General features: G+C 68.2%; 28 protein-coding genes. 22 read left to right on the top strand and 6 right to left on the bottom strand.

Annotated features, from left to right (window positions below):
* Positions 1-7: 7 nt before the first annotated feature.
* Complete coding sequence (locus OPU70_RS01625; protein ID WP_498557028.1) at positions 8-136, top strand: hypothetical protein; 129 nt, start codon at positions 8-10, stop codon at positions 134-136.
* On the opposite strand, the gene OPU70_RS01630 is transcribed toward OPU70_RS01625, so the two are convergent.
* Positions 123-1364, bottom strand: a complete 1242-nt coding sequence (locus tag OPU70_RS01630) for an NAD(P)/FAD-dependent oxidoreductase (protein ID WP_498557029.1) — start codon at positions 1362-1364, stop codon at positions 123-125. The genes OPU70_RS01625 and OPU70_RS01630 overlap by 14 nt on opposite strands.
* Positions 1361-1720, bottom strand: coding sequence for a UBP-type zinc finger domain-containing protein (locus OPU70_RS01635; RefSeq protein ID WP_498557030.1), 360 nt, complete (start codon positions 1718-1720; stop codon positions 1361-1363). The genes OPU70_RS01630 and OPU70_RS01635 overlap by 4 nt, the downstream gene beginning before the upstream one ends.
* Before the next feature lie 142 nt (positions 1721-1862).
* Here OPU70_RS01635 and OPU70_RS01640 point away from each other — a divergent pair, with 142 nt between their 5' ends.
* Positions 1863-2831, top strand: coding sequence for a Dyp-type peroxidase (locus tag OPU70_RS01640; RefSeq protein WP_498557031.1), 969 nt, complete (start codon positions 1863-1865; stop codon positions 2829-2831).
* Between the two features lie 18 nt (positions 2832-2849).
* Here the strand turns inward: OPU70_RS01640 and OPU70_RS01645 are convergent, their stop codons facing one another.
* Positions 2850-3188, bottom strand: a complete 339-nt coding sequence (locus OPU70_RS01645) for a DUF7882 family protein (RefSeq protein ID WP_042537496.1) — start codon at positions 3186-3188, stop codon at positions 2850-2852.
* Between the two features lie 106 nt (positions 3189-3294).
* Here OPU70_RS01645 and OPU70_RS01650 point away from each other — a divergent pair, with 106 nt between their 5' ends.
* The 3 genes from OPU70_RS01650 to OPU70_RS01660 are packed head-to-tail and all read left to right on the top strand — an operon-like array spanning position 3295 to position 5480.
* On the top strand, positions 3295-3687 hold the full coding sequence (locus tag OPU70_RS01650) for a thiol-disulfide oxidoreductase DCC family protein (RefSeq protein ID WP_079112913.1): 393 nt from the start codon (positions 3295-3297) through the stop codon (positions 3685-3687).
* Between the two features lie 24 nt (positions 3688-3711).
* Positions 3712-5349, top strand: a complete 1638-nt coding sequence (locus OPU70_RS01655; protein ID WP_042537491.1) for a sodium-dependent transporter — start codon at positions 3712-3714, stop codon at positions 5347-5349.
* Positions 5346-5480: a methionine/alanine import family NSS transporter small subunit gene (locus OPU70_RS01660; RefSeq protein WP_079112911.1), complete on the top strand. Its 135-nt coding sequence runs from the start codon at positions 5346-5348 to the stop codon at positions 5478-5480. Before OPU70_RS01655 ends, OPU70_RS01660 begins: the two co-directional genes overlap by 4 nt.
* A gap of 55 nt (positions 5481-5535) precedes the next feature.
* Here the strand turns inward: OPU70_RS01660 and OPU70_RS01665 are convergent, their stop codons facing one another.
* From OPU70_RS01665 to OPU70_RS01675, 3 genes are read right to left on the bottom strand one after another with little or no spacing between them, the layout of a single operon-like run.
* Positions 5536-5820, bottom strand: coding sequence for a DUF6510 family protein (locus tag OPU70_RS01665; RefSeq protein ID WP_042537489.1), 285 nt, complete (start codon positions 5818-5820; stop codon positions 5536-5538).
* The gene (locus OPU70_RS01670; protein WP_498557032.1) at positions 5820-6419 is read right to left on the bottom strand and encodes an FAD-binding oxidoreductase; all 600 of its coding nucleotides are present in this window, start codon (positions 6417-6419) and stop codon (positions 5820-5822) included. Before OPU70_RS01670 ends, OPU70_RS01665 begins: the two co-directional genes overlap by 1 nt.
* On the bottom strand, positions 6355-7131 hold the full coding sequence (locus OPU70_RS01675) for a sulfite oxidase-like oxidoreductase (protein ID WP_498557033.1): 777 nt from the start codon (positions 7129-7131) through the stop codon (positions 6355-6357). Before OPU70_RS01675 ends, OPU70_RS01670 begins: the two co-directional genes overlap by 65 nt.
* Before the next feature lie 178 nt (positions 7132-7309).
* On the opposite strand from OPU70_RS01675, the gene OPU70_RS01680 reads away from it, so the two are divergent.
* From OPU70_RS01680 to OPU70_RS01760, 17 genes are all read left to right on the top strand, one after another.
* Positions 7310-8167 (top strand): sigma-70 family RNA polymerase sigma factor, encoded by an 858-nt coding sequence (locus OPU70_RS01680; RefSeq protein ID WP_498557034.1) that lies wholly within the window; start codon positions 7310-7312, stop codon positions 8165-8167.
* Between the two features lie 117 nt (positions 8168-8284).
* Positions 8285-9109 (top strand): flagellin N-terminal helical domain-containing protein, encoded by an 825-nt coding sequence (locus OPU70_RS01685; protein ID WP_042537481.1) that lies wholly within the window; start codon positions 8285-8287, stop codon positions 9107-9109.
* A 102-nt stretch (positions 9110-9211) separates the two neighbouring features.
* Positions 9212-10576 carry a flagellar filament capping protein FliD gene (fliD, locus tag OPU70_RS01690; protein WP_079112909.1) on the top strand — a complete coding sequence of 455 codons (1365 nt, stop codon included), beginning with the start codon at positions 9212-9214 and terminating at the stop codon, positions 10574-10576.
* A gap of 40 nt (positions 10577-10616) precedes the next feature.
* Positions 10617-11030, top strand: coding sequence for a flagellar export chaperone FliS (gene fliS / locus OPU70_RS01695; RefSeq protein ID WP_042537479.1), 414 nt, complete (start codon positions 10617-10619; stop codon positions 11028-11030).
* Between the two features lie 6 nt (positions 11031-11036).
* Positions 11037-11315 (top strand): hypothetical protein, encoded by a 279-nt coding sequence (locus OPU70_RS01700; protein ID WP_042537478.1) that lies wholly within the window; start codon positions 11037-11039, stop codon positions 11313-11315.
* A 108-nt stretch (positions 11316-11423) separates the two neighbouring features.
* Entirely contained in the window at positions 11424-11771 is a 348-nt protein-coding gene (locus tag OPU70_RS01705; protein WP_042537477.1) for a flagellar basal body rod protein FlgB, read from the top strand.
* Positions 11768-12160, top strand: coding sequence for a flagellar basal body rod protein FlgC (gene flgC, locus OPU70_RS01710; RefSeq protein WP_042537476.1), 393 nt, complete (start codon positions 11768-11770; stop codon positions 12158-12160). Before OPU70_RS01705 ends, flgC begins: the two co-directional genes overlap by 4 nt.
* Positions 12160-12477 carry a flagellar hook-basal body complex protein FliE gene (fliE, locus tag OPU70_RS01715; protein WP_042537474.1) on the top strand — a complete coding sequence of 106 codons (318 nt, stop codon included), beginning with the start codon at positions 12160-12162 and terminating at the stop codon, positions 12475-12477. Before flgC ends, fliE begins: the two co-directional genes overlap by 1 nt.
* Before the next feature lie 2 nt (positions 12478-12479).
* Positions 12480-14120 (top strand): flagellar basal-body MS-ring/collar protein FliF, encoded by a 1641-nt coding sequence (fliF, locus tag OPU70_RS01720; RefSeq protein ID WP_498557035.1) that lies wholly within the window; start codon positions 12480-12482, stop codon positions 14118-14120.
* The gene (gene fliG, locus OPU70_RS01725) at positions 14117-15199 is read left to right on the top strand and encodes a flagellar motor switch protein FliG (RefSeq protein ID WP_228385512.1); all 1083 of its coding nucleotides are present in this window, start codon (positions 14117-14119) and stop codon (positions 15197-15199) included. The genes fliF and fliG overlap by 4 nt, the downstream gene beginning before the upstream one ends.
* Before the next feature lie 134 nt (positions 15200-15333).
* Positions 15334-15972: a FliH/SctL family protein gene (locus tag OPU70_RS01730; protein WP_042537470.1), complete on the top strand. Its 639-nt coding sequence runs from the start codon at positions 15334-15336 to the stop codon at positions 15970-15972.
* Complete coding sequence (locus OPU70_RS01735; RefSeq protein ID WP_498557231.1) at positions 15972-17297, top strand: FliI/YscN family ATPase; 1326 nt, start codon at positions 15972-15974, stop codon at positions 17295-17297. Before OPU70_RS01730 ends, OPU70_RS01735 begins: the two co-directional genes overlap by 1 nt.
* Entirely contained in the window at positions 17294-17719 is a 426-nt protein-coding gene (locus tag OPU70_RS01740) for a flagellar FliJ family protein (RefSeq protein WP_042537465.1), read from the top strand. The genes OPU70_RS01735 and OPU70_RS01740 overlap by 4 nt, the downstream gene beginning before the upstream one ends.
* The gene (locus tag OPU70_RS01745; RefSeq protein ID WP_079112905.1) at positions 17716-18066 is read left to right on the top strand and encodes a hypothetical protein; all 351 of its coding nucleotides are present in this window, start codon (positions 17716-17718) and stop codon (positions 18064-18066) included. Before OPU70_RS01740 ends, OPU70_RS01745 begins: the two co-directional genes overlap by 4 nt.
* On the top strand, positions 18063-19439 hold the full coding sequence (locus tag OPU70_RS01750; protein WP_498557036.1) for a hypothetical protein: 1377 nt from the start codon (positions 18063-18065) through the stop codon (positions 19437-19439). Before OPU70_RS01745 ends, OPU70_RS01750 begins: the two co-directional genes overlap by 4 nt.
* Before the next feature lie 12 nt (positions 19440-19451).
* Positions 19452-19934, top strand: coding sequence for a flagellar hook capping FlgD N-terminal domain-containing protein (locus OPU70_RS01755; RefSeq protein ID WP_498557037.1), 483 nt, complete (start codon positions 19452-19454; stop codon positions 19932-19934).
* A 30-nt stretch (positions 19935-19964) separates the two neighbouring features.
* The gene (locus tag OPU70_RS01760; RefSeq protein ID WP_498557038.1) at positions 19965-21131 is read left to right on the top strand and encodes a flagellar hook protein FlgE; all 1167 of its coding nucleotides are present in this window, start codon (positions 19965-19967) and stop codon (positions 21129-21131) included.
* Positions 21132-21140 lie beyond the last annotated feature (9 nt).

Here is a 21140-nt window from a genome sequence, read left to right on the forward strand (position 1 = left end):
CCTTCACATGGACACGTCCGAGAGCCCCGAGGTGGGTCGCGACGTCCCGTCACCCCGCCGGTTGCAGCGCGGCGGCTGGGCGCGGGAGCCCACCACGCAGGATGACATCACCCCGTCGCTGATCAGAGCGGAGTGACCTCGGCCAGGTATCGATGGATGAGGGTGACCGCCATGGCGCCTTCGCCCACGGCCGATGCGACGCGCTTGACGGAGTTCGCGCGGACGTCACCGGCGGCGAAGACCCCGGGGACGGAGGTCTCCAGATAGTAGGGGGCGCGTTTCAGGGGCCATCGATCCAGGTCGTCGGGCGAGAGGTCTACGCCGGTGAGCAGGAATCCGCGGGTGTCGAGGCGGACATCGGTGGTCTCCGCCCATTCGGTGTTGGGCGCGCCGCCGATGCAGACGAAGAGGTGCGTGGCCGGCAACCGCGTCGCCGTTCCCGCCTGGTCGAGGGTGATCTCCTGCAGGTGCTCGTCGACGACTCGGGTGTTCACGAGGATGGTGACGTTGGGCTGCACGGCGAGTCGGTTGAGCAGATACGCCGACATGGTCGATGAGAGCGACGGTCCGCGCACGAGCACCGTGACATGTGCGGCGTGCGCGGCCAGGTTCATCGCGGCCTGTCCTGCGGAGTTCGCGCCGCCGACGACGTACACATGCTGTCCGATGCAGGCGGAGGCCTCGCTGGTGCCGGCGCCGTAGTAGATGCCCGCACCCTGGAGGTCGCGGGCTCGCGGAAGGTCGAGTCGACGCCACTGCACTCCTGTCGCGCACAGGGCAGCGCGGGCGTGTATCTCGGAGCCGTCGGCGAGCAGCGCCCGCACGTCGTGATCCGTGAACGTGCGATCGACCCCGTGACGCATGAGGACGAGATCCGCTCCGAACGAGACCGCCTGCCGGCGCGCACGCTCCGCGAGCTCTGCCCCGGAGACTCCACCGGGAAAACCGAGGTAGTTCTCGATGAGGCTGCTGAAGCCGGCCTGACCGCCGACGGCGTCGCGTTCGACGACGGCGACACTGAGACCCTCCGATGCCGCGTAGACCGCAGCCGAGAGTCCCGCAGGACCCGCGCCGTGGATGATCAGGTCGTACGTCGATCGGGCAGGGGGATGGACCCAGCCGAGAGCCGACGCGACCTGCTCCGGGGTCGGATCTTCGAGGACGCCGCCACGCGGCAGGACCACAAGGGGGAGACGCCTGCCGGCGAGATCGACGCCCCCCGCGGACGAGGAGCCTGCCGGTACCGCGATCGAGAGGAAGGGGACTCCGCTGCGGGTCAGATAGTCGCGAATCGCGTACTCGTCCGGACCGTCGGCATCCGCGATGAGGCGGAGAGGCGGCTGGTCGCCCGAGGCGTCGGTCATGCGTTCCCGGCGAGCTGCTCTTGCCAATCCGCCGGGACCCGCTCAGCAGGACCCGGGGTGGTCTGCGACAGCGGGTGGCTGTGCGGGGGCGCGAGGACGGGTCCGTCGAATGCGGTCTCGGTGTCGTAATCCCAGAACCAGTCCTCGCCGGGCTCGAAACTCTGGATCACCCGATGACCGCTCGAGTGCGCATGCTTCGTCGCGTGCTTGTGCAAGGAGTCGTCGCAGCATCCGATGTGCCCGCAGAACGCGCATCGACGCAGGTGCAGCCACCACGAGCCGAGGCTCTCGCAGTCCACGCACCCGGGGCCGGATGGCGGGACGTCGGAACGGATGAAGTCGCTGACATCGCTCATGGGCGGGTCTCCTGTGGTCGGTGTGCTGTCCGGGTCATGATGTCGGGATTCTGGGCCGTACTCAAGGGTGCCCGCCGGAATGCCCCTGCTCGTTCGACACCCGTCGAAGCCTTGTTCGTCGACATCCTCTAGGTTCGACAGCGTGAGCAGCTCTCCCTCCCGCCGCGTCCCGATCGAATCGCAGAAGGTCGATGCGCCCCTGACTTCCAGCGCGACGTTCCTCGTGCTGCGGATCGCAGAGGGTGCGGATGCCGCGGCGTCCGTGCGTGACGCGATCAGCGGCATAGACGACATCGTGAAGAACGTGGGATTCCGTGACCTCGATGCGATGTTGTCGTGCACGGTCGGCATCGGCTCTGCAGCATGGCCGCGACTCACCGCGCGCCGCGCTCCCGCGGAGCTGCACCCCTTCGCGCCGGTCGTGGGTCCCGTGCACACCGCCCCCAGCACCCCCGGCGATCTGCTCTTCCACATCCGTGCGAACCGTCAGGATCTCGTCTTCGAGTTCGAGAGGCAGCTGCTCGATGCTCTCGGCGACTCCGTGACCGTGGTCGACGAGACCGCCGGCTTCCGCTACTTCGACGTCCGCGACCTGCTGGGCTTCGTCGACGGCACGGCGAATCCTGTCGGGAACAGCGTGCCCGATTCGACTCTCGTTGGTGCGGAAGACGGAGACAACGTCGGCGGCAGCTACGTCGTCGTCCAGAAGTACCTGCATGAGCTCGATCGGTGGCAGTCGCTGACGACCGAGCAGCAGGAGGCGATCATCGGTCGGAAGAAGGCCGACAACGTCGAGTTGGACGACGCCGTCGCGGGGCAGAAGTCCCACAAGACGCTCGCCACCATCGTCGTCGACGGGGTCGAGCACGACATCCTCCGTGACAACATGCCCTTCGGGAGCCCTGGTTCCTCGTCGTTCGGCACCTATTTCATCGGGTACTCGCGATATCTGTGGGTCATCGAGAAGATGCTCGAGAACATGTTCATCGGCGATCCGCCCGGCGCATACGACAGGCTGCTCGACTTCTCGAACGCGACGACCGGCTGCGTCTTCTTCGCTCCATCCGCAGACTTCCTCGGCAGACTCGCGGACGAGCAGCTCCCTGCGTAGCCACGGGGCGAGCGTTTTTCACCCGGTGCGCGTGGATCGCCCGGGGTCAGCGCTCGACTCGACAGCGGGCTCGCGCACGACGTACAACCCCGACGGGGCGTTGGCGGTCGACGCGAGCGCCTCGACCCACTGACGGTTGAGATCGGGCACCCGGCCGCCGGAGTAGCTGAAGACGAGGTTGCAACCGGGGTGCAACCACACCGTGCTGCGACCGCCGCCGATGCTGGTGTCATCCTTCCAGGTGAAGAGGAAGGGCTCACCTCGTCGCAGCTTCGTCGTCACGACCACCTGCAGATGGTGGAGCGTGCGATCGTCGATCTCGGCCTTCTGGCTTCCCTCGTACACGAACCTGCCCATGTGCCCAGACCTACAGTGGTGCGTGGCGTGTCGCAAGGCCCTTGCGAACCGCCGGCGCGAGAGCGCACGAACAACAGGGGAGTGGACGAGGCGTAGGGTCGATGCCATGCGTCCGCAACCGCTGCTCGTCTACGACGGTGACTGTGCCTTCTGCACCACGTGGGTCCGCCGACTCGAGCGGTGGCTCGTCAGGTTCCCCGAGGCTCAGCCGTGGCAGTGGCTCGACCTCGACGAGATCGGCCTGAGCTCCGCCGATGTCACCCGCTACGTGTGGCTTCTGGTCGGCGAGCGCCGGTTCCGCGGTCATGCCGCCTTCGCCGCGCTGCTGAGGATGCAGCGGTCGAGGTCTCTGCGCGTCGTGGGCCAGCTGCTCGTGACGTCGCCGTTCTCCTGGGCTGCGGCACTCGGCTACACGCTGATCGCCCGCTTCAGACACAGGCTGCCCGGGGGGACCGCCGCCTGCGCGCTGCCGCGCCCCGAGAGTCGCGCAGTCAACTGATCGCGACTCCGGTACTCTCGGCGCATGGCCACCGCAACGACGCAGACCCCTAAACGTGAGGCGTTCGGCTCGCGGAACGTCTTCATCCTCTCTGCGATCGGCTCCGCCGTCGGGCTGGGGAACATCTGGCGGTTCCCCTACGTGGCGTACGAGGGCGGAGGTGGCGCGTTCCTCATCCCGTATCTGTGCGCGCTGCTGACCGCCGGCATCCCTCTGCTGTTCTTCGACTACGCCATCGGTCACCGGTTCCGCGGTTCTGCGCCGTTGGCCTTCCGCCGGATGCACCGCCGGGCAGAGCCGCTCGGCTGGTGGCAGGTGCTCATCTGCGTGGTCATCGCGGTCTACTACGCGGTCATCATCGCGTGGGCCGCCATGTACACCTGGTTCTCCGCTCAGCTGACCTGGGGGCCGGGCAACGAGAACGACTTCTTCTTCGTCGACTTCCTCCGCTCGGCCGACGTCGCCGAGGTCGGCATCTCGACCGAGTTCGTGCCTCAGGTCGGGCTGCCGCTCGTCGCGGTCTGGCTGATCGTCATCGTGATCATGGCGCTGGGGGTCAAGCGGGGAATCGGCCGGGCCAACATGATCCTGATGCCGCTGCTGACGGTGATGTTCGCGATCCTCGTGGTGCAGTCGCTGTTCCTTCCCGGCGCGATGGACGGCCTGAACGCCTTCTTCACCCCGAACTGGGAAGCACTCGGAGACCCCGCCGTGTGGGCCTCTGCCTACGGGCACATCTTCTTCTCGCTCTCGGTCGCCTTCGGCATCATGGTGACGTACTCGTCATACCTGAAGCGCAAGACCGACCTCACCGGCTCCGGCCTGGTGGTCGCCTTCGCGAACTCGGGCTTCGAGATCCTCGCGGGAATCGGCGTGTTCGCCGCGCTCGGCTTCATGGCGCAGGCGCAGGGCACCGAGGTCGCCGGAGTCGCGTCGTCGGGGATCGGACTCGCGTTCATCGCCTTCCCGACGATCGTGTCGCAGGCGACGGGCGGCTCGATCATCGGCGTCCTGTTCTTCGGGGCGCTGGTCTTCGCGGGCGTGACCTCACTGATCTCCATCCTCGAGGTGATCGTCGCAGCCCTGCAGGACAAGCTCGGCTGGGCGCGCATCCGCACGACCCTGACGGTGTCGATTCCGCTCGCGATCGTCTCGATGGCGCTCTTCTCGACGACCACCGCTCTGTCGGTCCTCGATACGGCTGACGCGTTCGTCAATGCCTTCGGCATCATGGCGGTCGCGCTCGTCGCCGTGATCGTCGTGGCCTGGCTGCTGCACAAGCTGCCGGCGCTCGTCGAGCACCTCGATCGCCGTTCGAGTTTCCGGGTCGGTCGGGTCTGGATGCTGCTCGTCGGTGCGCTCGCGCCCCTGGTGCTCGGCTACCTGCTGGTCACCGAGCTGATCTCGAAGATCTCCGAGCCGTACGGCGGCTACCCCGGATGGTTCCTGGCCGTCTTCGGATGGGGCATGGTCATCGCACTCGTCGCGCTCGCGCTGCTGCTGTCCGCGTTGCCGTGGAGCGGTCGCTCGCACGCCAAGGACGACCCGGAGTACGACGAGTTCCTCGCCGAAGAACACTACGAGCCGGATGCCGAGACCTCGTCGATCCCGATGGTGCCGACGACGGAACCCCGCTCGACGGAGAAGGGAGCCAGCGCATGACCATCACAGCCGTCGTCATGATGATCATCGCGATGGTCACGATCTGGGGCGGACTCGTCGCCGCCATCGTGAACCTCGCGCGTCACCCCGAGGTCGCGGATTCGGAGCCCGCTCCGCCGGTCGAGCTCTGACCGACGCCGGGGGACGCGGCGTCGCCCCAGGACCTGCATCCCACAGGTCGGGGCGCTATCCGTCGGCCGGCCAGCGCAGGAGACTCAGAGCACCGATCACGAGGGTCGCGCTGCCGCCGTCGCGGAGACAGGTCAGCAGTGTGCGACCGCACCCGCGGCAGAGGAGGATGACGCCGGCCGGATCGAGCTCGGCGATCGCGTCGGCGAGCTCGGCCTCGCGGTCGCAGTGCGCGCATGCTGCTCGCGCGCTCGTCATGTCTCTGCCGAAGACCTCGAGCAGGATCCCGCCTGCGGCGTTGCCGTCGACTCGCGTGCGATGACCGGGGTGGGCAGCGTCCATCAGGCACCTCCGAAGCGCTCAGTGCGGATCCGTTCCGGCGGATGCCCCGCCGCCACGAGCAGGTCTGCGACCGCCTCGACGAAGCCCGTCGGCCCGCAGACGTAGACCGACGGGTGTTCGGTGGCGGGAATGGTGGAGGCCGCGATCGTCGCCGCGTCCACCCGGCCGGCCGGGCGTTCGGAGCCCGGAGGCGCCGAACGGCTGTACGCCCAGTCGACGAGGAAGGCGTCGTCGGCGAGCTGGGCGAGGTCGTCCGTGTAGAACGCATCGGCGGCTGAACGCACCGCGTACAGCAGGCGCATCGGCGCCGAGCTGCCCGTGCGCGCATGCTGCCTCGCCATCGCGATGAGCGGGACGATCCCCGACCCGCCTGCGATGAGCTGCACGGGCTCGGTCTGGGTGGGGGTCCACACGAAGTAGGCGCCGATCGGACCGCGAACCTCCAGTTCGTCTCCGGGGCGCACGTCCTCGACGAGATAGGGAGAGACCTCGCCCTCGGGCACTTCGTCGACCGCGAGTTCGATGATGTCCGAGTCACCGGACGATGCGAGGGAATACGACCTGACCGCTTGATACCCGTCTTCTGCGGTCAGACGCACGTCGACGTGCTGACCGGCCAGATTCCCCGGCCACCCGTCGACCCGCAGCTCGAGCACGCGACCGTGGGGGGTGGGGTTTCGTGTCTCGACGACTCTGGCGACCAGCCACAGCGGTGCCGTGGTCACCAGTAACGCTCCTCTTCCAGGGATCTCCGTACATGTTGTAGCCGTTCTGCTCCCAGAATCCGGGTTCGTCGTTCTCGAGCAGATCCAGACCGTGGACCCACTTGGCAGACTTCCAGAAGTAGAGGTGCGGCACCAGAAGGCGAGCAGGGCCGCCGTGCTCCGCAGCGAGCGGCTGGCCGTCGAATTCGAACGCCACCCACGCTTTGCCGCCTGTGAGGTCGGCGCGCGGAACGTTGGTGGTGTACCCGCCGTAGGAGAAGACCCGCGTGAATTCGCCCTCGCCGGCATCCTGCAGCAGATGATCGAGCGAGACGCCACGCCAGCGGGTGCCGAGCTTCGACCACCGGGTCACGCAGTGGATGTCTGTGGTGATGGTGTCGATCGGGAGTGCCTGCAGGTCGTCCCACGACCAGGTGCGACGGATGCCGTCGAGACCGACGACCGCGAACTCCCACGTGTCGAGGGAGACTCGCGGCGTCGGCCCTGCGGAGAGCACGGGGAAGTCCTCGGTGAGGTACTGGCCCGGGGGGAGGCGGTCGTCCGACTCGCGTCGCCGTGCGCCGAAGCCGCGGGAGATCACACCCATGATCGTCTTCTTTCGTTCGGTCGGAGCGGAGCCGCGAGTCGCTCGCGGGGGATGCCTGCCGTGTGGGACTGATTCTAGGGCGACTGGGTATCGGCGCGCCCTGATCATTTTTTACTCATAAACGTGTGCTTCATGCTAGCTTCACTCGTAAAACAGTCGTTCAAGCCACGGAGTCACATTGCTGAGTAGTTTCGCTGTTTCTGCTGATTCCACTCAGCCTGAAGTCGTCTCTGCCTCGCCCGAGAAGCTGGCGCGCGACAACATGCCGCTCGCGACCTTCCTGGCTGTGGAGAAGGCGAGATCGGCGACGCATGTCGACCTCGACGATCTGCTCTCGGCCGCACGCCTGGGCCTCGCCCGTGCCGCGATGTCGTATGACCCGGCGCGCGGCATTCCCTTCGGCGCCTTCGCGAGCAGCCAGATCAACTGGGCGATGCTGTCGGAGATGCGCAGAGCGGATCCTGCCGGCGAACGCAGTCGCGACAAGATCGAACGCCTGCGGGTCGCCGCCGAGACTCTGCTCGCTCGCACCGGCCGGGTGGCGACCACGGCTGAGCTCGCGCGGGAGTCCGGCTTCACTGTCGACGTCGTGGCCGAGATGATCAAGCTCGACGAGATGGTACGGACCGCGACCAGCTTCGAGGAGCACTTCGACGTCGAGACCGGGCGTCAGGCCGCCGATCTCACCGACAGCGTCATCCTGCCCGAGCACGCGGTCGAGCAGTCGGAGACGCGGGCGATGGTGAACCGCGTCATCGAGGCGCTGCCGGCGGCGATGCGACAGGTCGTCCGCGGGATCTACCTCGAAGACCGGATGGTGAAGGACATCGCCGAAGAGCTCGAGGTCAGCCACGCGTATGTGTCGAAGGTCCGCTCGCGGGGTCTCGCTCTGATGCGCGAGGCCATGGAGGCATGGGAGAACGGCACGACCGGCGATCGATCGACCAAGGCGCGGGCGGAGTTCTTCGAGACCCTGTTCGGCCCGATCCGCCCCGAGGCTCGCGACCGGTCGAGCGAGCTCCTCGCCGCCGTCTGAACCGACGCCCGGAATCTTCCGGCTCCGTGGTTACGACGGCGGCGCATGTCGCGAATATCGGTTGTGCAGGCCCACGGATGGGCCCGCGTCCAGCCCCATAACCACGGAGGAATTCTCATGGGTCTTCAGATCGCAACCAACGTCGGTGCACTCAACGCGTACCGCAACCTCTCTGTCAACCAGAACGACGTCTCGAAGTCGCTCGAGAAGCTCTCGAGCGGTCTGCGCATCAACCGCGCAGCCGATGACGCCGCCGGCCTCGCCATCTCCGAGGGCCTGCGCTCGCAGGTCAACGGCCTGAACGTTGCAGCCCGCAACGCGCAGGACGGCATCTCGGTCATCCAGACCGCTGAAGGTGCTCTCACCGAGGTGCACTCGATCCTGCAGCGTGTCCGCGACCTTGCCGTGCAGGCGGGTTCCGACTCGAACAACGCCGATTCGCGCACCGCCATCAAGACCGAGATCGACTCGCTCGGCAAGGAGCTCACCCGCGTCGCCGCCAGCACCAACTTCAACGGCATCAAGCTGCTCGACAGCGCGAGCACGCTGACGTTCCAGGTCGGTGCAGGCTCTGACGCCGATGAGGACCAGATCGCAGTCACCCTGACCGACTTCTCCGGTCTCGGCGCTCGTATCGAGGCGCTGACGGTGACGGACGCTGCCGCTGCGCTCACCACGATCGCGGCGCTCGACACCGAGATCAAGGGTGTCTCGACGGCTCGTGCCGGCCTCGGTGCCGTGCAGAACCGCTTCGAGTCGACGATCAACTCGCTGCAGGTCTCGGCCGAGAACCTGGCCGCAGCGAAGAGCCGCATCGCGGACACCGACATGGCGGCCGAGATGGTCAAGTACACCGCCTCGAACATCCTGCAGCAGGCCGGCACCGCCATGCTCGCTCAGGCGAACCAGTCGGGCCAGGGCGTCCTGCAGCTTCTCCGTTGAGTCGCTGCGCCTGAGGCGCAACAGGCGCCCGGGCGGAGTCACCTCCGCTCGGGCGCCTTCCTGTAGGACACCCCAGACCACCTCGCACGGAAGACGACCGGGATGAAACTCGACGGACTCGTATCAGGGCTCAAGACGCAAGAGCTCATCAAAGCGCTCATGGACGTCTCGGCGATTCCGAAGACGCTCATCACCAACAAGATCGCAGACCGCAACTCGATCATCACGAACCTCCAGTCGCTGAACACCACGCTGCAGGAGCTCGTCGCCAAGGCCAAGACCGCGGCCGCACCCTCCTCGCTCGCCTCGTTCACGGCGACATCGTCATCCGAGACCGTCACGGTCACGGCCGGCGCGAAGGCATCGGCGTTCTCGACCGACGTCGTCGTCGACGCCGTCGCCACGGCGCACTCCATCGTCACGGCATCCGGAGGATCCGCGGCATGGGGCGGCGCATTCACTCTCGTCGGCTCGGACGGTGAATCTATCGAGGTGACCCCGCTCGGCACGGGTCCGCAGGACCTGGCCAAGGCCATCAACGCGTCCAAGGCCGGGGTGAGCGCGACGGTCGTCCCCGCCGGTGTGGATGCCGACGGCAAGCCGCTTTCTCGCATTCAGCTGACGTCGATCGAGACCGGCGCAGCCGGCGAGTTCGCCGTGCATCGAGGCACTGCCGCGGACGTCGCGGCCGGCACCTCGACGGATCTCGGCGCCGAGCCGGGCGCCGCCGTCATCACGCAGGGGGCCGACGCCCGAATCCGTCTGTTCGCCGGAACCGCCGCCGAGCAGACGCTGAACAGCGCCAGCAACACGATCAGCGTGGGCGAGGGCATCGAGGTCACGGTCACGAAGCCCAGCGCTGATCCGGTGACGGTGACCGTCGCCAGGGACGACAAGAAGCAGACCACGACCGCCGAGACGTTCGTCAAGGAGATCGCTGCGCTGCTGACGCGCATCGACAAGGGATCGAAGGCGACGATCGGAGATGTCGGCGAGACCACCACTCTCGGCGTGTTCACCGGAGACAGCACCGTTCGCAATCTCCGCGGCGCTCTCGCGAACGCGATGCAGCTTCCGGTCGACGGAGTATCGCCGTCGACGATCGGAATCTCGATCAGCGACAAGGGCGTGCTCTCCTTCGACGCGGAGAAGTTCGGAAAGGCCCTCGCCGAGGATCCGGAGAAGACCCAGGAGATCTTCTCGTCGATCGCCGGACGGGTCGAAGGCGTCACCGACCAGTACTCCGACAAGTACGACGGGCTGCTCACCCAGCGCATCACCGGTCAGGAGACCGAGGTCAAGACGCTCAAGACCCAGGTGGAGCGATGGGACGTCCGGCTGGAGCAGAGGCAGGCGACGCTCGAGCGCACCTATGCGCAGCTCGAGGTCCAGCTCTCGAAGCTCCAGTCGCAGTCGTCGTGGCTCACCTCGCAGCTCGCAGGCCTCAACGGCACGACGACGTCGTGACCTGAGCACCGCAACCACCATCTCATCGGAGACCAGAACCATGCCCATCACCTCTCTCGACCGCGCGAAGCAGCAGTACCTCGAGCAGCAGGTCGCCTCGGCCACGCCGGAACGCCTTCTCGTGCTGCTCTACGACCGCCTGCTGGTCGACATCGAGCGCGCAGACGCCTCGCAGGAGTCCGGAGACTGGGCGGCCGCGGGCAACCACCTCGTGCACGCGCAGCAGATCGTCGCCGAACTGAACGGCTCACTCACCGATGAGTGGGACGGCTCCGCTGAACTGCATGGCGTGTACACGTACCTCACGGGCCGTCTGATCACCGCGAACATCGCTCGTGATCGGGTCGCCACCGCAGAGTGCCGCGATCTCGTCGTTCCGCTGCGCGAGGCCTGGCATGCGGCGGCCGCGGCGATCACGTCCGGCACGCAGACGCCCATCACGGCTCTGGCCTGAGCTCTCGTGCCTGACAACCTCTCGGCCTGGCTGACGGTGCTCGACCAGTTCGAGCGGGCTCTCGACGCTGCCGACGAGCAGCTCGATGACCAGCCCTTCGATGCGCCACCCGGCCCCGTGCCGGAGGAGCTTCGCGAACGCGCAGAGGCTGTTCTCGCGCGACAGCAGCTCATGATCGGCGGCCTGGTCACCTCCCGCGCCCATGTCGCACGCGAGATCGCCGCACTGCGACGGGTGCCGACCTCCAAGACCGACGTACCCGCATATCTCGACGTCGAGGGTTGAGCATCGAGGTTACGTGAGCAGTCGAGTGTCGCGATAGTCGGCACCGAGCACGGATCGCTCGACGATTGGCCAGGGATCGGCCTCTCCACCAACGTCCGGAGTGCCCCCGTGCTCGAATCCGTCACCTCCTCTGCGCTGATCAGCGCCCTCGATGGGCTGGCCCTGCGCCAACGCTCGATCGCCGAGAACATCGCCAACGTCAACACGCCCGGCTACCAGGCCAAGCGCGTCCAGTTCGAGGACGAGCTGCGCTCCGCCGTCGAAGGCGGTTCGGGAACAGTCGGCGCCACGGTCGAGCGATCGCTCGAACCGACCAGGGTGAACGGCAACAACGTCAACCTCGACACCGAGACCCTGTCGAACATCGACACCGTGCTGCGGTTCCAGTTCGCCAGCCAGGCGATCGGCGGCCAGGCGGCGTCCATCACCAAGGCGATCGGGCAGGCCTCCGCATGACCTTCGACGCGATCGGCATCGCCGGCACCGGCCTGACCGCGCACCGCAAGTGGCTCGACGCGCTCAGCGACAACATCGCCAACGTGAACACGGCCACTCCCGCGGGCCAGGAGGCGTTCCGAGAGAAGTTCGTCACCGTGCAGGCCGGCACGGAGAGTCCGGGCGTCTACGTCGCAGGCGTGGTCGAATCCGATGCCGAGGCCAAGCTCGTGTACGACCCCGAGCACCCCTACGCGAACGAGGACGGCTATGTGCAGTACCCGAACGTCGAGCTCGGCGACCAGATGAGCATGCTGATCCTGGCGCAGCGCGGATATGAGGCGAACGCCGCCGTCGTCGACCGTGCGAAGACGACGTACGAGGCCGCACTGCAGATCGGGCGCAACTGATGTCCGGCGTCGAGGCCATCTCCGCGGCAGGCGTCACGCCGCTCTCTGCGCTCAGCTTCGAGACGGGTCCGGAGGCATCCGGTGCATCGGCATCGGGGAGCGCCTTCGCGACATCGCTCTCGGGCGCCGTGGAGAACCTCCAGCAGCTGCAGTCGTCGTCGAACGAGCTGGCGGTGAAGGCCGTCACAGGTGACCTGCAGGACATCCACCAGGCGATGATCGCCTCGACACGCGCCTCAGTGACGCTCGATCTGGTGGTCGCCGTGCGTGACCGCAGCGTCTCGGCGTTCAACGAGATCATGAGGATGCAGGCCTGACGATGCCCAAGATGCTCACGAGCTACTACGACCGCGCGAAGCTGGTCGTCTCAGGATTCTCTCTCGCACAGCGCACGATCGCCATCATCGGCGTCGCGCTGCTCGTGATGGGGGCCATCGCGCTCGGCGCATGGCTCACCAAGCCGCAGATGAGTCCGCTGTTCACCGGCCTGAGCGCCGGCGATGCGTCGGCTGTCGTCGAGCAGCTGAAGTCGGCGGGCGTGGGCTACGAGCTCACCGAGGGCGGCGCGACCATCCTCGTGCCCGACGACCAGGTCTACGCGCAGCGCCTGGCAGCGGCATCGGCCGGTCTTCCCGGAGACACCAGCGAGGGGTACACGCTGCTCGACGACATGGGTGTGACCGCGAGCGAGTTCCAGCAGTCGGTCACCTACAAGCGCGCGATCGAGGGCGAGCTGGCCGGCACGATCGGTGCCATGGAAGGCATCTCCACCGCATCTGTGCAGCTCGCGATCCCCGAAGAGAGGGTGTTTGTCTCGGAGCGGCAGAGCCCGACCGCATCCGTGTTCGTGAAGACCCGCAACGGATCGACCCTCAGCGACGAGAAGATCGAGGCCATCGTGCACCTCACGAGCGCCGCCGTGCCCGGGATGACCCCCGAAGACGTCGCGGTGACGGATCAGGACGGCCGAGTGCTCTCGGCTGTCGGAACCGGCCTCACCGGCAACTCGTCGAAGCAGGCGACGGAGCACGAGGCGAAGGTCGCCGCATCCGTCAGCAAGATGCTCGAGACGATCGTCGGGCCCGGAAACGCCACCGTGACGGTGTCGGCCGACGTCGCGAACTCCACGTCCGAGCGCATGGACGAGACGTACTCCGCGCCCGAGGGGGAGCTGAGCGCGTCGGAGGAGACCAAGACGGAGACCTACAACGGCGGTCAAGCGGGCGGCACCGGCGTGCTCGGCCCCGACAACATCGCGGTCCCGAACAACGCCGACGGCACCGGCGCCTACGAGTTCGAGGAGACGTCTCGCAACAACGCCGTGAACAAGTCGACGGAGAAGACCATCACCCCGGCAGGAGAGGTGACGAGGCAGACGGTCAGCATCGCGCTGAATCGCGGAACCGTCACAGGCGTGACGGCGAACCAGATCGAATCGCTCGTGGCATCGGCCGCCGGCATCGACGTCGAGCGCGGCGACGAGATCGCCGTCGAGTTCGTCGAGTTCAACGAGGCGGGAGCGACGGCGGCGGCGACGGCGCTCGCGGCAGCGGAGGCCGAGCGTGAGGCGCAGATGCAGCAGGAGCTGCTGCGGTCGGCGATCATCGGCGGATCGATCCTGCTGGCGGTGATCATCCTGATCGTCTTCCTCGTCGTGCGCCGCAAGATGAAGCGCCGTGTGCTCTACACCGAAGACGGTCCGATCGAGTACTTCGCCACCGTCACCGAGAGCGAGGAGCAGAAGCTCCGTTCACTCAGGGGCCTCAAGGAGGCCGAGGCGATCGTCGCCCCGGCACCCACGACGCTGCTGCCGTCGGCATCGATCGACCTCGATGACGAACCGGAGCCCGACAAGGTGCTCGTCGAGCGCAGACGCCGTGAGATCGACGATCTGGCGAAGCGCGAACCCGACACCATCGCCAGCGCACTGGCCGACCTGATGGACGAGGCGACCGTATGAGCGCATTGACCGAGTTGCTGGATGCACAGGCCGACACGGTCGAGGTCTCGACCGCCGTGGCGCCCGCGGCGATTGCGGTGCCGGAGATGAGCGGCCTTCGCAAGGCCGCGATCGTGCTGATGAACATGGACCGCGCGGCCAGCGCCGAAGTGCTGCGTCACCTCGGTGAGGAGCGCTCCGAGATGCTCGCCGCCGAGCTCACGCAGCTCGGGGGAGTGGACGTCGCCTCCACCGCCCGCGCCCTCGCGGAGTTCCGGCGCATCGCCACCGGCGGCTCTGTGCCGTCGCGCGGCGGCCAGGAACTCGCCACCGGACTGCTCGAGACGGCGTTCGGGCGCGAGAAGGCCGTCGGGATGGTCGGCAGGGTGATGTCGCAGGGCTCGGTGTCCTTCGACTTCCTCAACGCGGCAGACCCGGCCCAGCTCGCCACGATCATCGAGGGCGAGCTGCCGACCACGGTCGCCGTGGTGCTGGCGAACCTGCGAGCCGATCGGGCGGCGGCGGTGCTCGCCGCCCTGCAGGACCCGCTGCGCACCGATGTCGCTCAGGCGATCGCGACGATGGGCACCGCGACCCAGGAGGCGATCTCGATCGTCGCCGACTCGCTGCGCTCTCGCACCGGCGTCTTCGCGATGCGCGACAATCATGAGGCGATCGGCGGCGTGCAGCCTCTCGTCGAGATCATCAACAGGTCCGACACCGCCCTCGAGAAGTCGCTGCTCGCGAGCCTCGAGGGGCGCGACCTGGCGCTGGCCGAGGATATCCGCAGCCGCATGGTCACGTTCGCCGACATCGCTCGTCTCGAAGACCGCGACGCCCAGCGTGTGCTGCGCGGGATCGACCTCCGCATGCTCGCGCTCGCGCTGAAGGGCGCAGACGAGCAGATCACCGACAAGGTCAAGAGCAACATGACCGAGCGCAACCAGGAGAACCTCGCTGAGGAGACCCGGGTGCTGGGTCCCGTGCGCATGCGTCAGGTCGACGAGGCCCGCGCCGAGATCGTGCGCATCATCCGTGATCTGGAGGCCGCAGAGGAGATCACGATCTCGCGCGAAGACGAGGACGAGCTCATCGAGTGATCCCTCTGACGGCAGGTGATTCGGCGGCGGCGGTTACGGCCGCAGATATGTGTCGCGATAGTGGGCAGGGAGCACGGATCGCTCGACCTACGGGCCACGGACAGGCCTCGCCCTTCGACTCCGAGGTGTCCGCTGTGCTCGATTCCGCCTTCACGCCGTTGGTCGTGCCGCGCGTCGGCGAGACTCCCATCGACCTCCGAGGCGAGGCCGACCGCGCTCGCACCCGGGGCTACGCCGACGGCTTCGCCGAAGGTCGCAGAGTCGCACTGGACGAGGGTGAGGCCCAGCGTGCCGCGCAGCAGCAGCGGATGCAGGAACTCCAGGAGCTGTACCTGCACGAGCGGGGCTCTGGTCTGCGCGCGCTGGAGACCGCGCAGGCGGCGCTCGACCAGCGCATCGACGAGCTGAGCACGCTCGCTGCCGACCGAGTCGAAGAACTCGCGGTCATGCTGGCCACGACGATCCTCGGAGCGGAATTGTCGGATCCTGCGCGATCCGCCGCTCACGCGCTTCGGCGCGCCCTGGCCGAGATGCCGGCGGACCGGTGGACTCGCGTCGCATTCAGCGTGCAGGACGCCCGTGTCCTGCAGGAGGAGGAGTCGACGATCGACGCGCTCCGCGGCATCCAGGTATCGGTCTCTCCCGCCGTAGACAACGGCGGCGCCATCGTGGAGATCGAGAACGGGGCGGTCGACACGCGCATCACCGCAGCACTCGCGCGCGCGGCCGCAGCACTCGACGGCGACGACCAGGTTGCCGAGGTGATCGGGTGATCACCGGGACGCGGTCGTGGCAGCGCGCGCTCACGGCCGCGCGCCCCGAGCGCTCCGGCACGGTGAAGGCGGTGCGAGGACTCGGGGTGGAGGTGCTCGGCATCGACGGAGCGGTCGGCGACCGCATCCGCATCGACACGGCGGACGGCCGCCCGGTCGATGCCGAGATCGTCGCCGTCGACGGTGCCTCAGTCCGCTGCATGCCCCTGGGCAGGCTCGACGGGATCACCGCCCGTGCCCGGGTGCGGCATGGGGGAGCGCCGCTGCAGGTGCCGACGGGACGAGCGCTGCTCGGACGCGTGCTCGACGGACTCGGTCGGCCGATCGACGGCAAGGGGCCGCTCGACAGGAGCGTCGCCCACGTGTCGCTCGACCACGATGCCCCGAGCGTGATGGACCGCCAGCGCATCGACCGGCAGCTCGGACTCGGTGTGCGCGTGCTCGACACCATGACACCCGTGGGCTCGGGACAGCGTCTCGGTCTGTTCGCCGGGTCGGGTGTGGGCAAGTCGTCACTGATGTCGATGATCGCCCGTGGATCCACCGCCGATGTGAACGTCATCGCCCTCGTCGGCGAGCGCGGTCGCGAGGTGCGCGAGTTCCTCGAAGACGACCTCGGGCCTGAGGGTCTGTCGCGTTCGGTGGTGATCGTCGCGACCTCGGACCAGCCGGCGATGGCACGGCTGCGCTCGGCGTTCGTCGCCACGCGGATCGCCGAGGGCTTCCGCGATGACGGACTCGACGTGGTGCTGATGATGGACTCGTTGACGCGCGTCGCCATGGCGCAGCGCGAGATCGGGTTGAGCGCCGGCGAACCGCCCGCGACCCGGGGCTATCCGCCCTCGACGTTCTCGGTGCTGGCCCGGCTGCTCGAGCGGGCGGGAACAGGGCCCGTGGGGTCGATCACCGGTCTCTACACGGTGCTCGTCGACGGCGACGACCACAACGAGCCGATCGCCGATGCCGCCAGAGGAATCCTCGATGGGCATGTGGTGCTCGATCGGGCCCTCGCGATCCGCGGTCACTTTCCTGCCGTCGACGTGCTCGGGTCGGTGTCGCGCGTCGTGTCGAAGGTCACCACGCCGGAGCAGCGGCAGAACGCCGTGACGCTGCGCAGCGTCCTGGCCGCTCGGCGCAGTGCGAACGACCTGATCGAGATCGGCGCCTATCGGCAGGGGGCCAACCCGATGGTCGACGCCGCGATCGCTCACGAGGGTGCGATCTCCCGATTCCTCACCCAGAGCATCGACTACCTCGCCGCGACAGACGAATCCTGGCTGCAGCTCGCCACCCTCACCACCGACTTCGGAGGACTCACCCCATGACCTTCCCACTGGCTGGTCTGCTGCGTGTGCGCGGCGCCCAGGAACGTGTCGCCGCCGAGCATCTCTCGCGTGCGAGCGCAGAACGGGCGCAGGCCGAGACCGCGGCGCAGACTGCGATCACGAGCCTCGCCGACATCAGCGCTCAGATCGATGATCCTCGGGCGCTGATGGCCATGGCCGCGGCCCGCGCCGCGGGGCGCAGCACTCTCAGCGACCTCCAGGCGCTCGTCGACATGAGACGCAGCGCGGAGTCGGAGGCCAGGTCTGCGCATGTCGAAGCGCGACGCGATCTGAAGGGGCTCGAGCGACTCGAGAGCACCCACCGGGTCGAGACCGCCAAGGCCGAGCTCGCCGCCGAGCAGACCGCGCTCGATGAGATCGCCGTGGTGCGCACCTCGCGACGTGAGGGGAGCGCGGCATGACCGGGCTCGCAGCGGTGATCGCCCGCGTCGACGCGATCGAGACCCAGATCGTGTCGCTGGATCCAGCGGGGCGTGCGGCCGCCGCAGCTGCGACCGAGGCGACCACCGAGACATCGGCGGCCAGCTCGACGACGTTCGCCGGAGTGCTGGAGGCGGCCAAGGCGGCCTCGGCCACCGAGACCACCGCCCCTGCCCCGGCCGAGGGGTCAGCGGCCGCCAGCACTGCGGCATCCGGCGGAGAGAACGCAGACGTCATCGCAGCACTGCAGACCTTGTTCTCGGCGAGCGCCTCGGGGACAGGCGGATCGACTCCGTCGATGCAGAAGATCATCGAGATGCTCGGATGACCGGGGTGGCACTGCTCGCGATGATCTCCGGCGCCGGCCCGAGTGAGGCGGACACCGGGGGACGAGCGTCGGGTGACTCCGGTTCGCTGTTCGGCAACGCGCTCACCGCGGCAGGTCAGGCGCTTGACGGCGCGTCGGACTCGGGCACGGCGATGCTCGCCGCAGATCGGCCGAGCGGATCGACGGCGGAAGCATCATCGGCAGCAGATCGCACGATCGACCCGCAGGCGGCGATCGCGGCCATGACCCATCTGGTCGCGTGGTCGGCTCCGGAGACCGCAGGGCCCTCCGTGGCAGCCCCGCAGGTGACGACGTCCCAGGTGACGACGTCCCAGAGCACCGTTCCGGGTGAGACGGCTCCGGACGCGGTGGTGGAGACCGTACCCGGGACGGCCGGGACGGAGGCGACACCTGTCGATCCCGTGAGCGGCGCCGCCACGACGGATGGAATGCACGTGGTTCCGGTTGCCGCGGCGTCGCCGACGACGTCGGCTTCGGCGTCGATCTCGGCACCCGCTTCGGTGAGCGCGGCAGTCGTCGCCGGTGGACGCGGCGACCCCCGATCGATGCAGGGCGGGACGCTGGGCGACGTCCGAGAAGTCGACGTCGACGCTCCGGCGACTCCGCTGGAGCCTGCCGGTGGCGGCGCCGATCCGTCGCTGTCCGAGCCGGTCGCCGTCGTGCCCCGGCCGGAGTCACTCCCGAGGCAATCGACGCCCGCGATCCCGTCCATGGTCGGTGCCCCTCTGGCCGCGACCGTGGCCGCTCCGAATCAGCAGGTGACGAGCGATGCGGGGGATCAGGCGCAGGGGTCGCAGCCCGCTCCCGCGACGGCCTCGACCGTGCCGGTCGCTGCCCCCCTGCCGACGGCGACACCCGTGTCGTCGCCCGATGCGGCCACAACCGCGAATCGTGCGGTGGCCGCCCAGGTCGCGCCGGTGGTCGTGAGCATCGCCCAGCGTCCGATGGGGACGCACCAGCTCACGATGACGGTGAACCCCGACAGCCTCGGCCCCGTCACGGTGCGCGCGCACATCTCCGCATCCGGAGACGTGCAGGTCGAACTCAGCGGTGCGACCGACGCCGGGCGCGACGCGCTGCGCACCATGCTCGTCGAGCTGCGCCGTGACCTCGCCGCAGTGATGCCGCACGCCTCGCTGAGCGTCACCCACGGCTCTTCCGCTGATGCCTCCAGCGACCGCGGCCAGCAGGCCGCGGGCGATGCGCCGACAGGGCAGGGGGCAGGCGATCGCGAGGCGAACCGCGGGCGCCCCGACCACCCCCGCGGGATCGAGCAGGCGCGGGATCTTCCCCGCACCATCCAGACAACGCCCTCTGCCACCTCCGGCGCGGGGCTCGACATCTTCGCCTGAGAGGACGACCGAATGACTGTCGACGCAGTGAGCGCCCCGAGTTCGATCCATACGGGAAGCACCACCGACCCCGCAGCCCGGAAGCAGGTGCTCGACGGAGAAGTGTTCCTCAAGCTCCTGGTCACCCAGCTGACGCACCAGGATCCCTCGAGTCCGATGGACACCAACGAGATGATCTCGCAGACCACCCAGCTCGCCATGATGGAGCAGCTGACGGCTCTCGCCGACAGCGGCGCCGAGGCCTTCGCCCTGAACATGCGTCAGGCCGCGAGCGCCCTCATCGGCCAGGAGGCGACCTACAAGGATGCCGACGGCAAGACCGTCTCCGGCCTCGTGACCAAGGTCTCGTTCGACGGACCGATCCCGCAGGTGACGATCGGCGACAAGACCGTCGCGCTCGACGTCATCACGGGCGTCACCACCGCACCGACCGCCCCCGCACCGACCGCCCCCGCACCGACCACCCCCGCTGCGCCCACCCCCGCCGCAGTCTGACCTCCGTCTCACCCAGGAAGAGAGAACCCCATGCTCCGCTCGCTCTACTCCGGAATCTCCGGCCTCCGCTCGCACCAGACCATGCTCGATGTCACGGGCAACAACATCGCGAACGTCAACACGGCCGGGTTCAAGGGCTCGTCCGTGCTGTTCCAGGACTCCCTGTCGCAGCTGGTCGGCAACCCGGGAATCCCCGACGACGAGGTCGGCGGTCGCAACCCCGCCCAGGTCGGTCTCGGCGTGCAGGTCGCCGGGGTGCGCACCAACTTCGCACAGGGCTCGGCCCAGGCGACCGGCCGAGGAGGCGACCTGATGATCTCGGGCGACGGTTTCTTCGCGGTCCGATCCGGCGGAGAGACCCTGTACACCCGAGCAGGTGGATTCTCGTTCGACCCCACCGGCAAGATGGTCACCGCCGACGGCTCGATCGTGCAGGGCTGGTCGGCACAGGACGGCGTCGTCAACACCGGCCAGGCGACGGGCAACATCGTGCTCCCGCTCGACGCCGTGTCTCCCGCGAAGGCGACGACCGAAGCCACCGTCACCGGCAACCTCCCGTCGACGGCTGCGACCGGCGACGAGCTGGTGCGCGACGTCACTGTCTACGACGCGCAGGGCACGCCCTCGACTCTCAGTCTCACCTTCACGAAGACGGCGACCGGATGGGACGTCACCGAGCCGACCAGCGGTGCGACCGGGTCGCTGGCGTTCACCGACGGCAAGCAGGCCGGGGCTGGCCTCACGCTCACCGCAGGGGCTGTGAGCGTCGACCTCGGAGCGGTCACCGGCTATGCGGAACTGTCGACGGTCGCCGTGTCCGAGCAGGACGGTGCGGCAGCCGGCACCCTGAAGTCGTACAGCATCACCGGCGACGGATCCATCGTCGGCACGTTCAGCAACGGTGCGACGCAGACTCTCGGCAAGATCGCGATGGCCACGTTCGCCAACCCCGAGGGACTAGAGAAGGCCGGCGGAACGGCATACCGCGCATCCGTCAACTCCGGTGCGGTGCGCATGGGCGAGCCGGGCCAGGCAGGCTTCGGCAGCCTGGTCTCGGGCGCTCTGGAGATGAGCAACGTCGACCTCTCGCAGGAGTTCACCAACCTGATCGTCGCGCAGCGCGGCTTCCAGGCCAACGCGCGCATCATCACGACCAGCGACGAGGTCCTCCAGGAGCTCACCCAGCTGAAGCGCTGATGCGAACGG

The organism is Microbacterium sp. SWDP-B6 (genome assembly GCF_059803615.1).

Excerpts from the sequence above, each read along its gene's own strand:
- OPU70_RS01625 (WP_498557028.1), top strand. The coding sequence starts at position 8 with ATGGACACGTCCGAGAGCCCCGAGGTGGGTCGCGACGTCCCGTCACCC.
- OPU70_RS01630 (WP_498557029.1), bottom strand. The coding sequence starts at position 1,364 with ATGACCGACGCCTCGGGCGACCAGCCGCCTCTCCGCCTCATCGCGGAT.
- OPU70_RS01635 (WP_498557030.1), bottom strand. The coding sequence starts at position 1,720 with ATGAGCGATGTCAGCGACTTCATCCGTTCCGACGTCCCGCCATCCGGC.
- OPU70_RS01645 (WP_042537496.1), bottom strand. The coding sequence starts at position 3,188 with ATGGGCAGGTTCGTGTACGAGGGAAGCCAGAAGGCCGAGATCGACGAT.
- OPU70_RS01650 (WP_079112913.1), top strand. The coding sequence starts at position 3,295 with ATGCGTCCGCAACCGCTGCTCGTCTACGACGGTGACTGTGCCTTCTGC.
- OPU70_RS01655 (WP_042537491.1), top strand. The coding sequence starts at position 3,712 with ATGGCCACCGCAACGACGCAGACCCCTAAACGTGAGGCGTTCGGCTCG.
- OPU70_RS01660 (WP_079112911.1), top strand. The coding sequence starts at position 5,346 with ATGACCATCACAGCCGTCGTCATGATGATCATCGCGATGGTCACGATC.
- OPU70_RS01665 (WP_042537489.1), bottom strand. The coding sequence starts at position 5,820 with ATGGACGCTGCCCACCCCGGTCATCGCACGCGAGTCGACGGCAACGCC.
- OPU70_RS01675 (WP_498557033.1), bottom strand. The coding sequence starts at position 7,131 with ATGGGTGTGATCTCCCGCGGCTTCGGCGCACGGCGACGCGAGTCGGAC.
- OPU70_RS01685 (WP_042537481.1), top strand. The coding sequence starts at position 8,285 with ATGGGTCTTCAGATCGCAACCAACGTCGGTGCACTCAACGCGTACCGC.
- fliD (WP_079112909.1), top strand. The coding sequence starts at position 9,212 with ATGAAACTCGACGGACTCGTATCAGGGCTCAAGACGCAAGAGCTCATC.
- fliS (WP_042537479.1), top strand. The coding sequence starts at position 10,617 with ATGCCCATCACCTCTCTCGACCGCGCGAAGCAGCAGTACCTCGAGCAG.
- flgC (WP_042537476.1), top strand. The coding sequence starts at position 11,768 with ATGACCTTCGACGCGATCGGCATCGCCGGCACCGGCCTGACCGCGCAC.
- fliE (WP_042537474.1), top strand. The coding sequence starts at position 12,160 with ATGTCCGGCGTCGAGGCCATCTCCGCGGCAGGCGTCACGCCGCTCTCT.
- fliF (WP_498557035.1), top strand. The coding sequence starts at position 12,480 with ATGCCCAAGATGCTCACGAGCTACTACGACCGCGCGAAGCTGGTCGTC.
- fliG (WP_228385512.1), top strand. The coding sequence starts at position 14,117 with ATGAGCGCATTGACCGAGTTGCTGGATGCACAGGCCGACACGGTCGAG.
- OPU70_RS01740 (WP_042537465.1), top strand. The coding sequence starts at position 17,294 with ATGACCTTCCCACTGGCTGGTCTGCTGCGTGTGCGCGGCGCCCAGGAA.
- OPU70_RS01745 (WP_079112905.1), top strand. The coding sequence starts at position 17,716 with ATGACCGGGCTCGCAGCGGTGATCGCCCGCGTCGACGCGATCGAGACC.
- OPU70_RS01750 (WP_498557036.1), top strand. The coding sequence starts at position 18,063 with ATGACCGGGGTGGCACTGCTCGCGATGATCTCCGGCGCCGGCCCGAGT.
- OPU70_RS01755 (WP_498557037.1), top strand. The coding sequence starts at position 19,452 with ATGACTGTCGACGCAGTGAGCGCCCCGAGTTCGATCCATACGGGAAGC.
- OPU70_RS01760 (WP_498557038.1), top strand. The coding sequence starts at position 19,965 with ATGCTCCGCTCGCTCTACTCCGGAATCTCCGGCCTCCGCTCGCACCAG.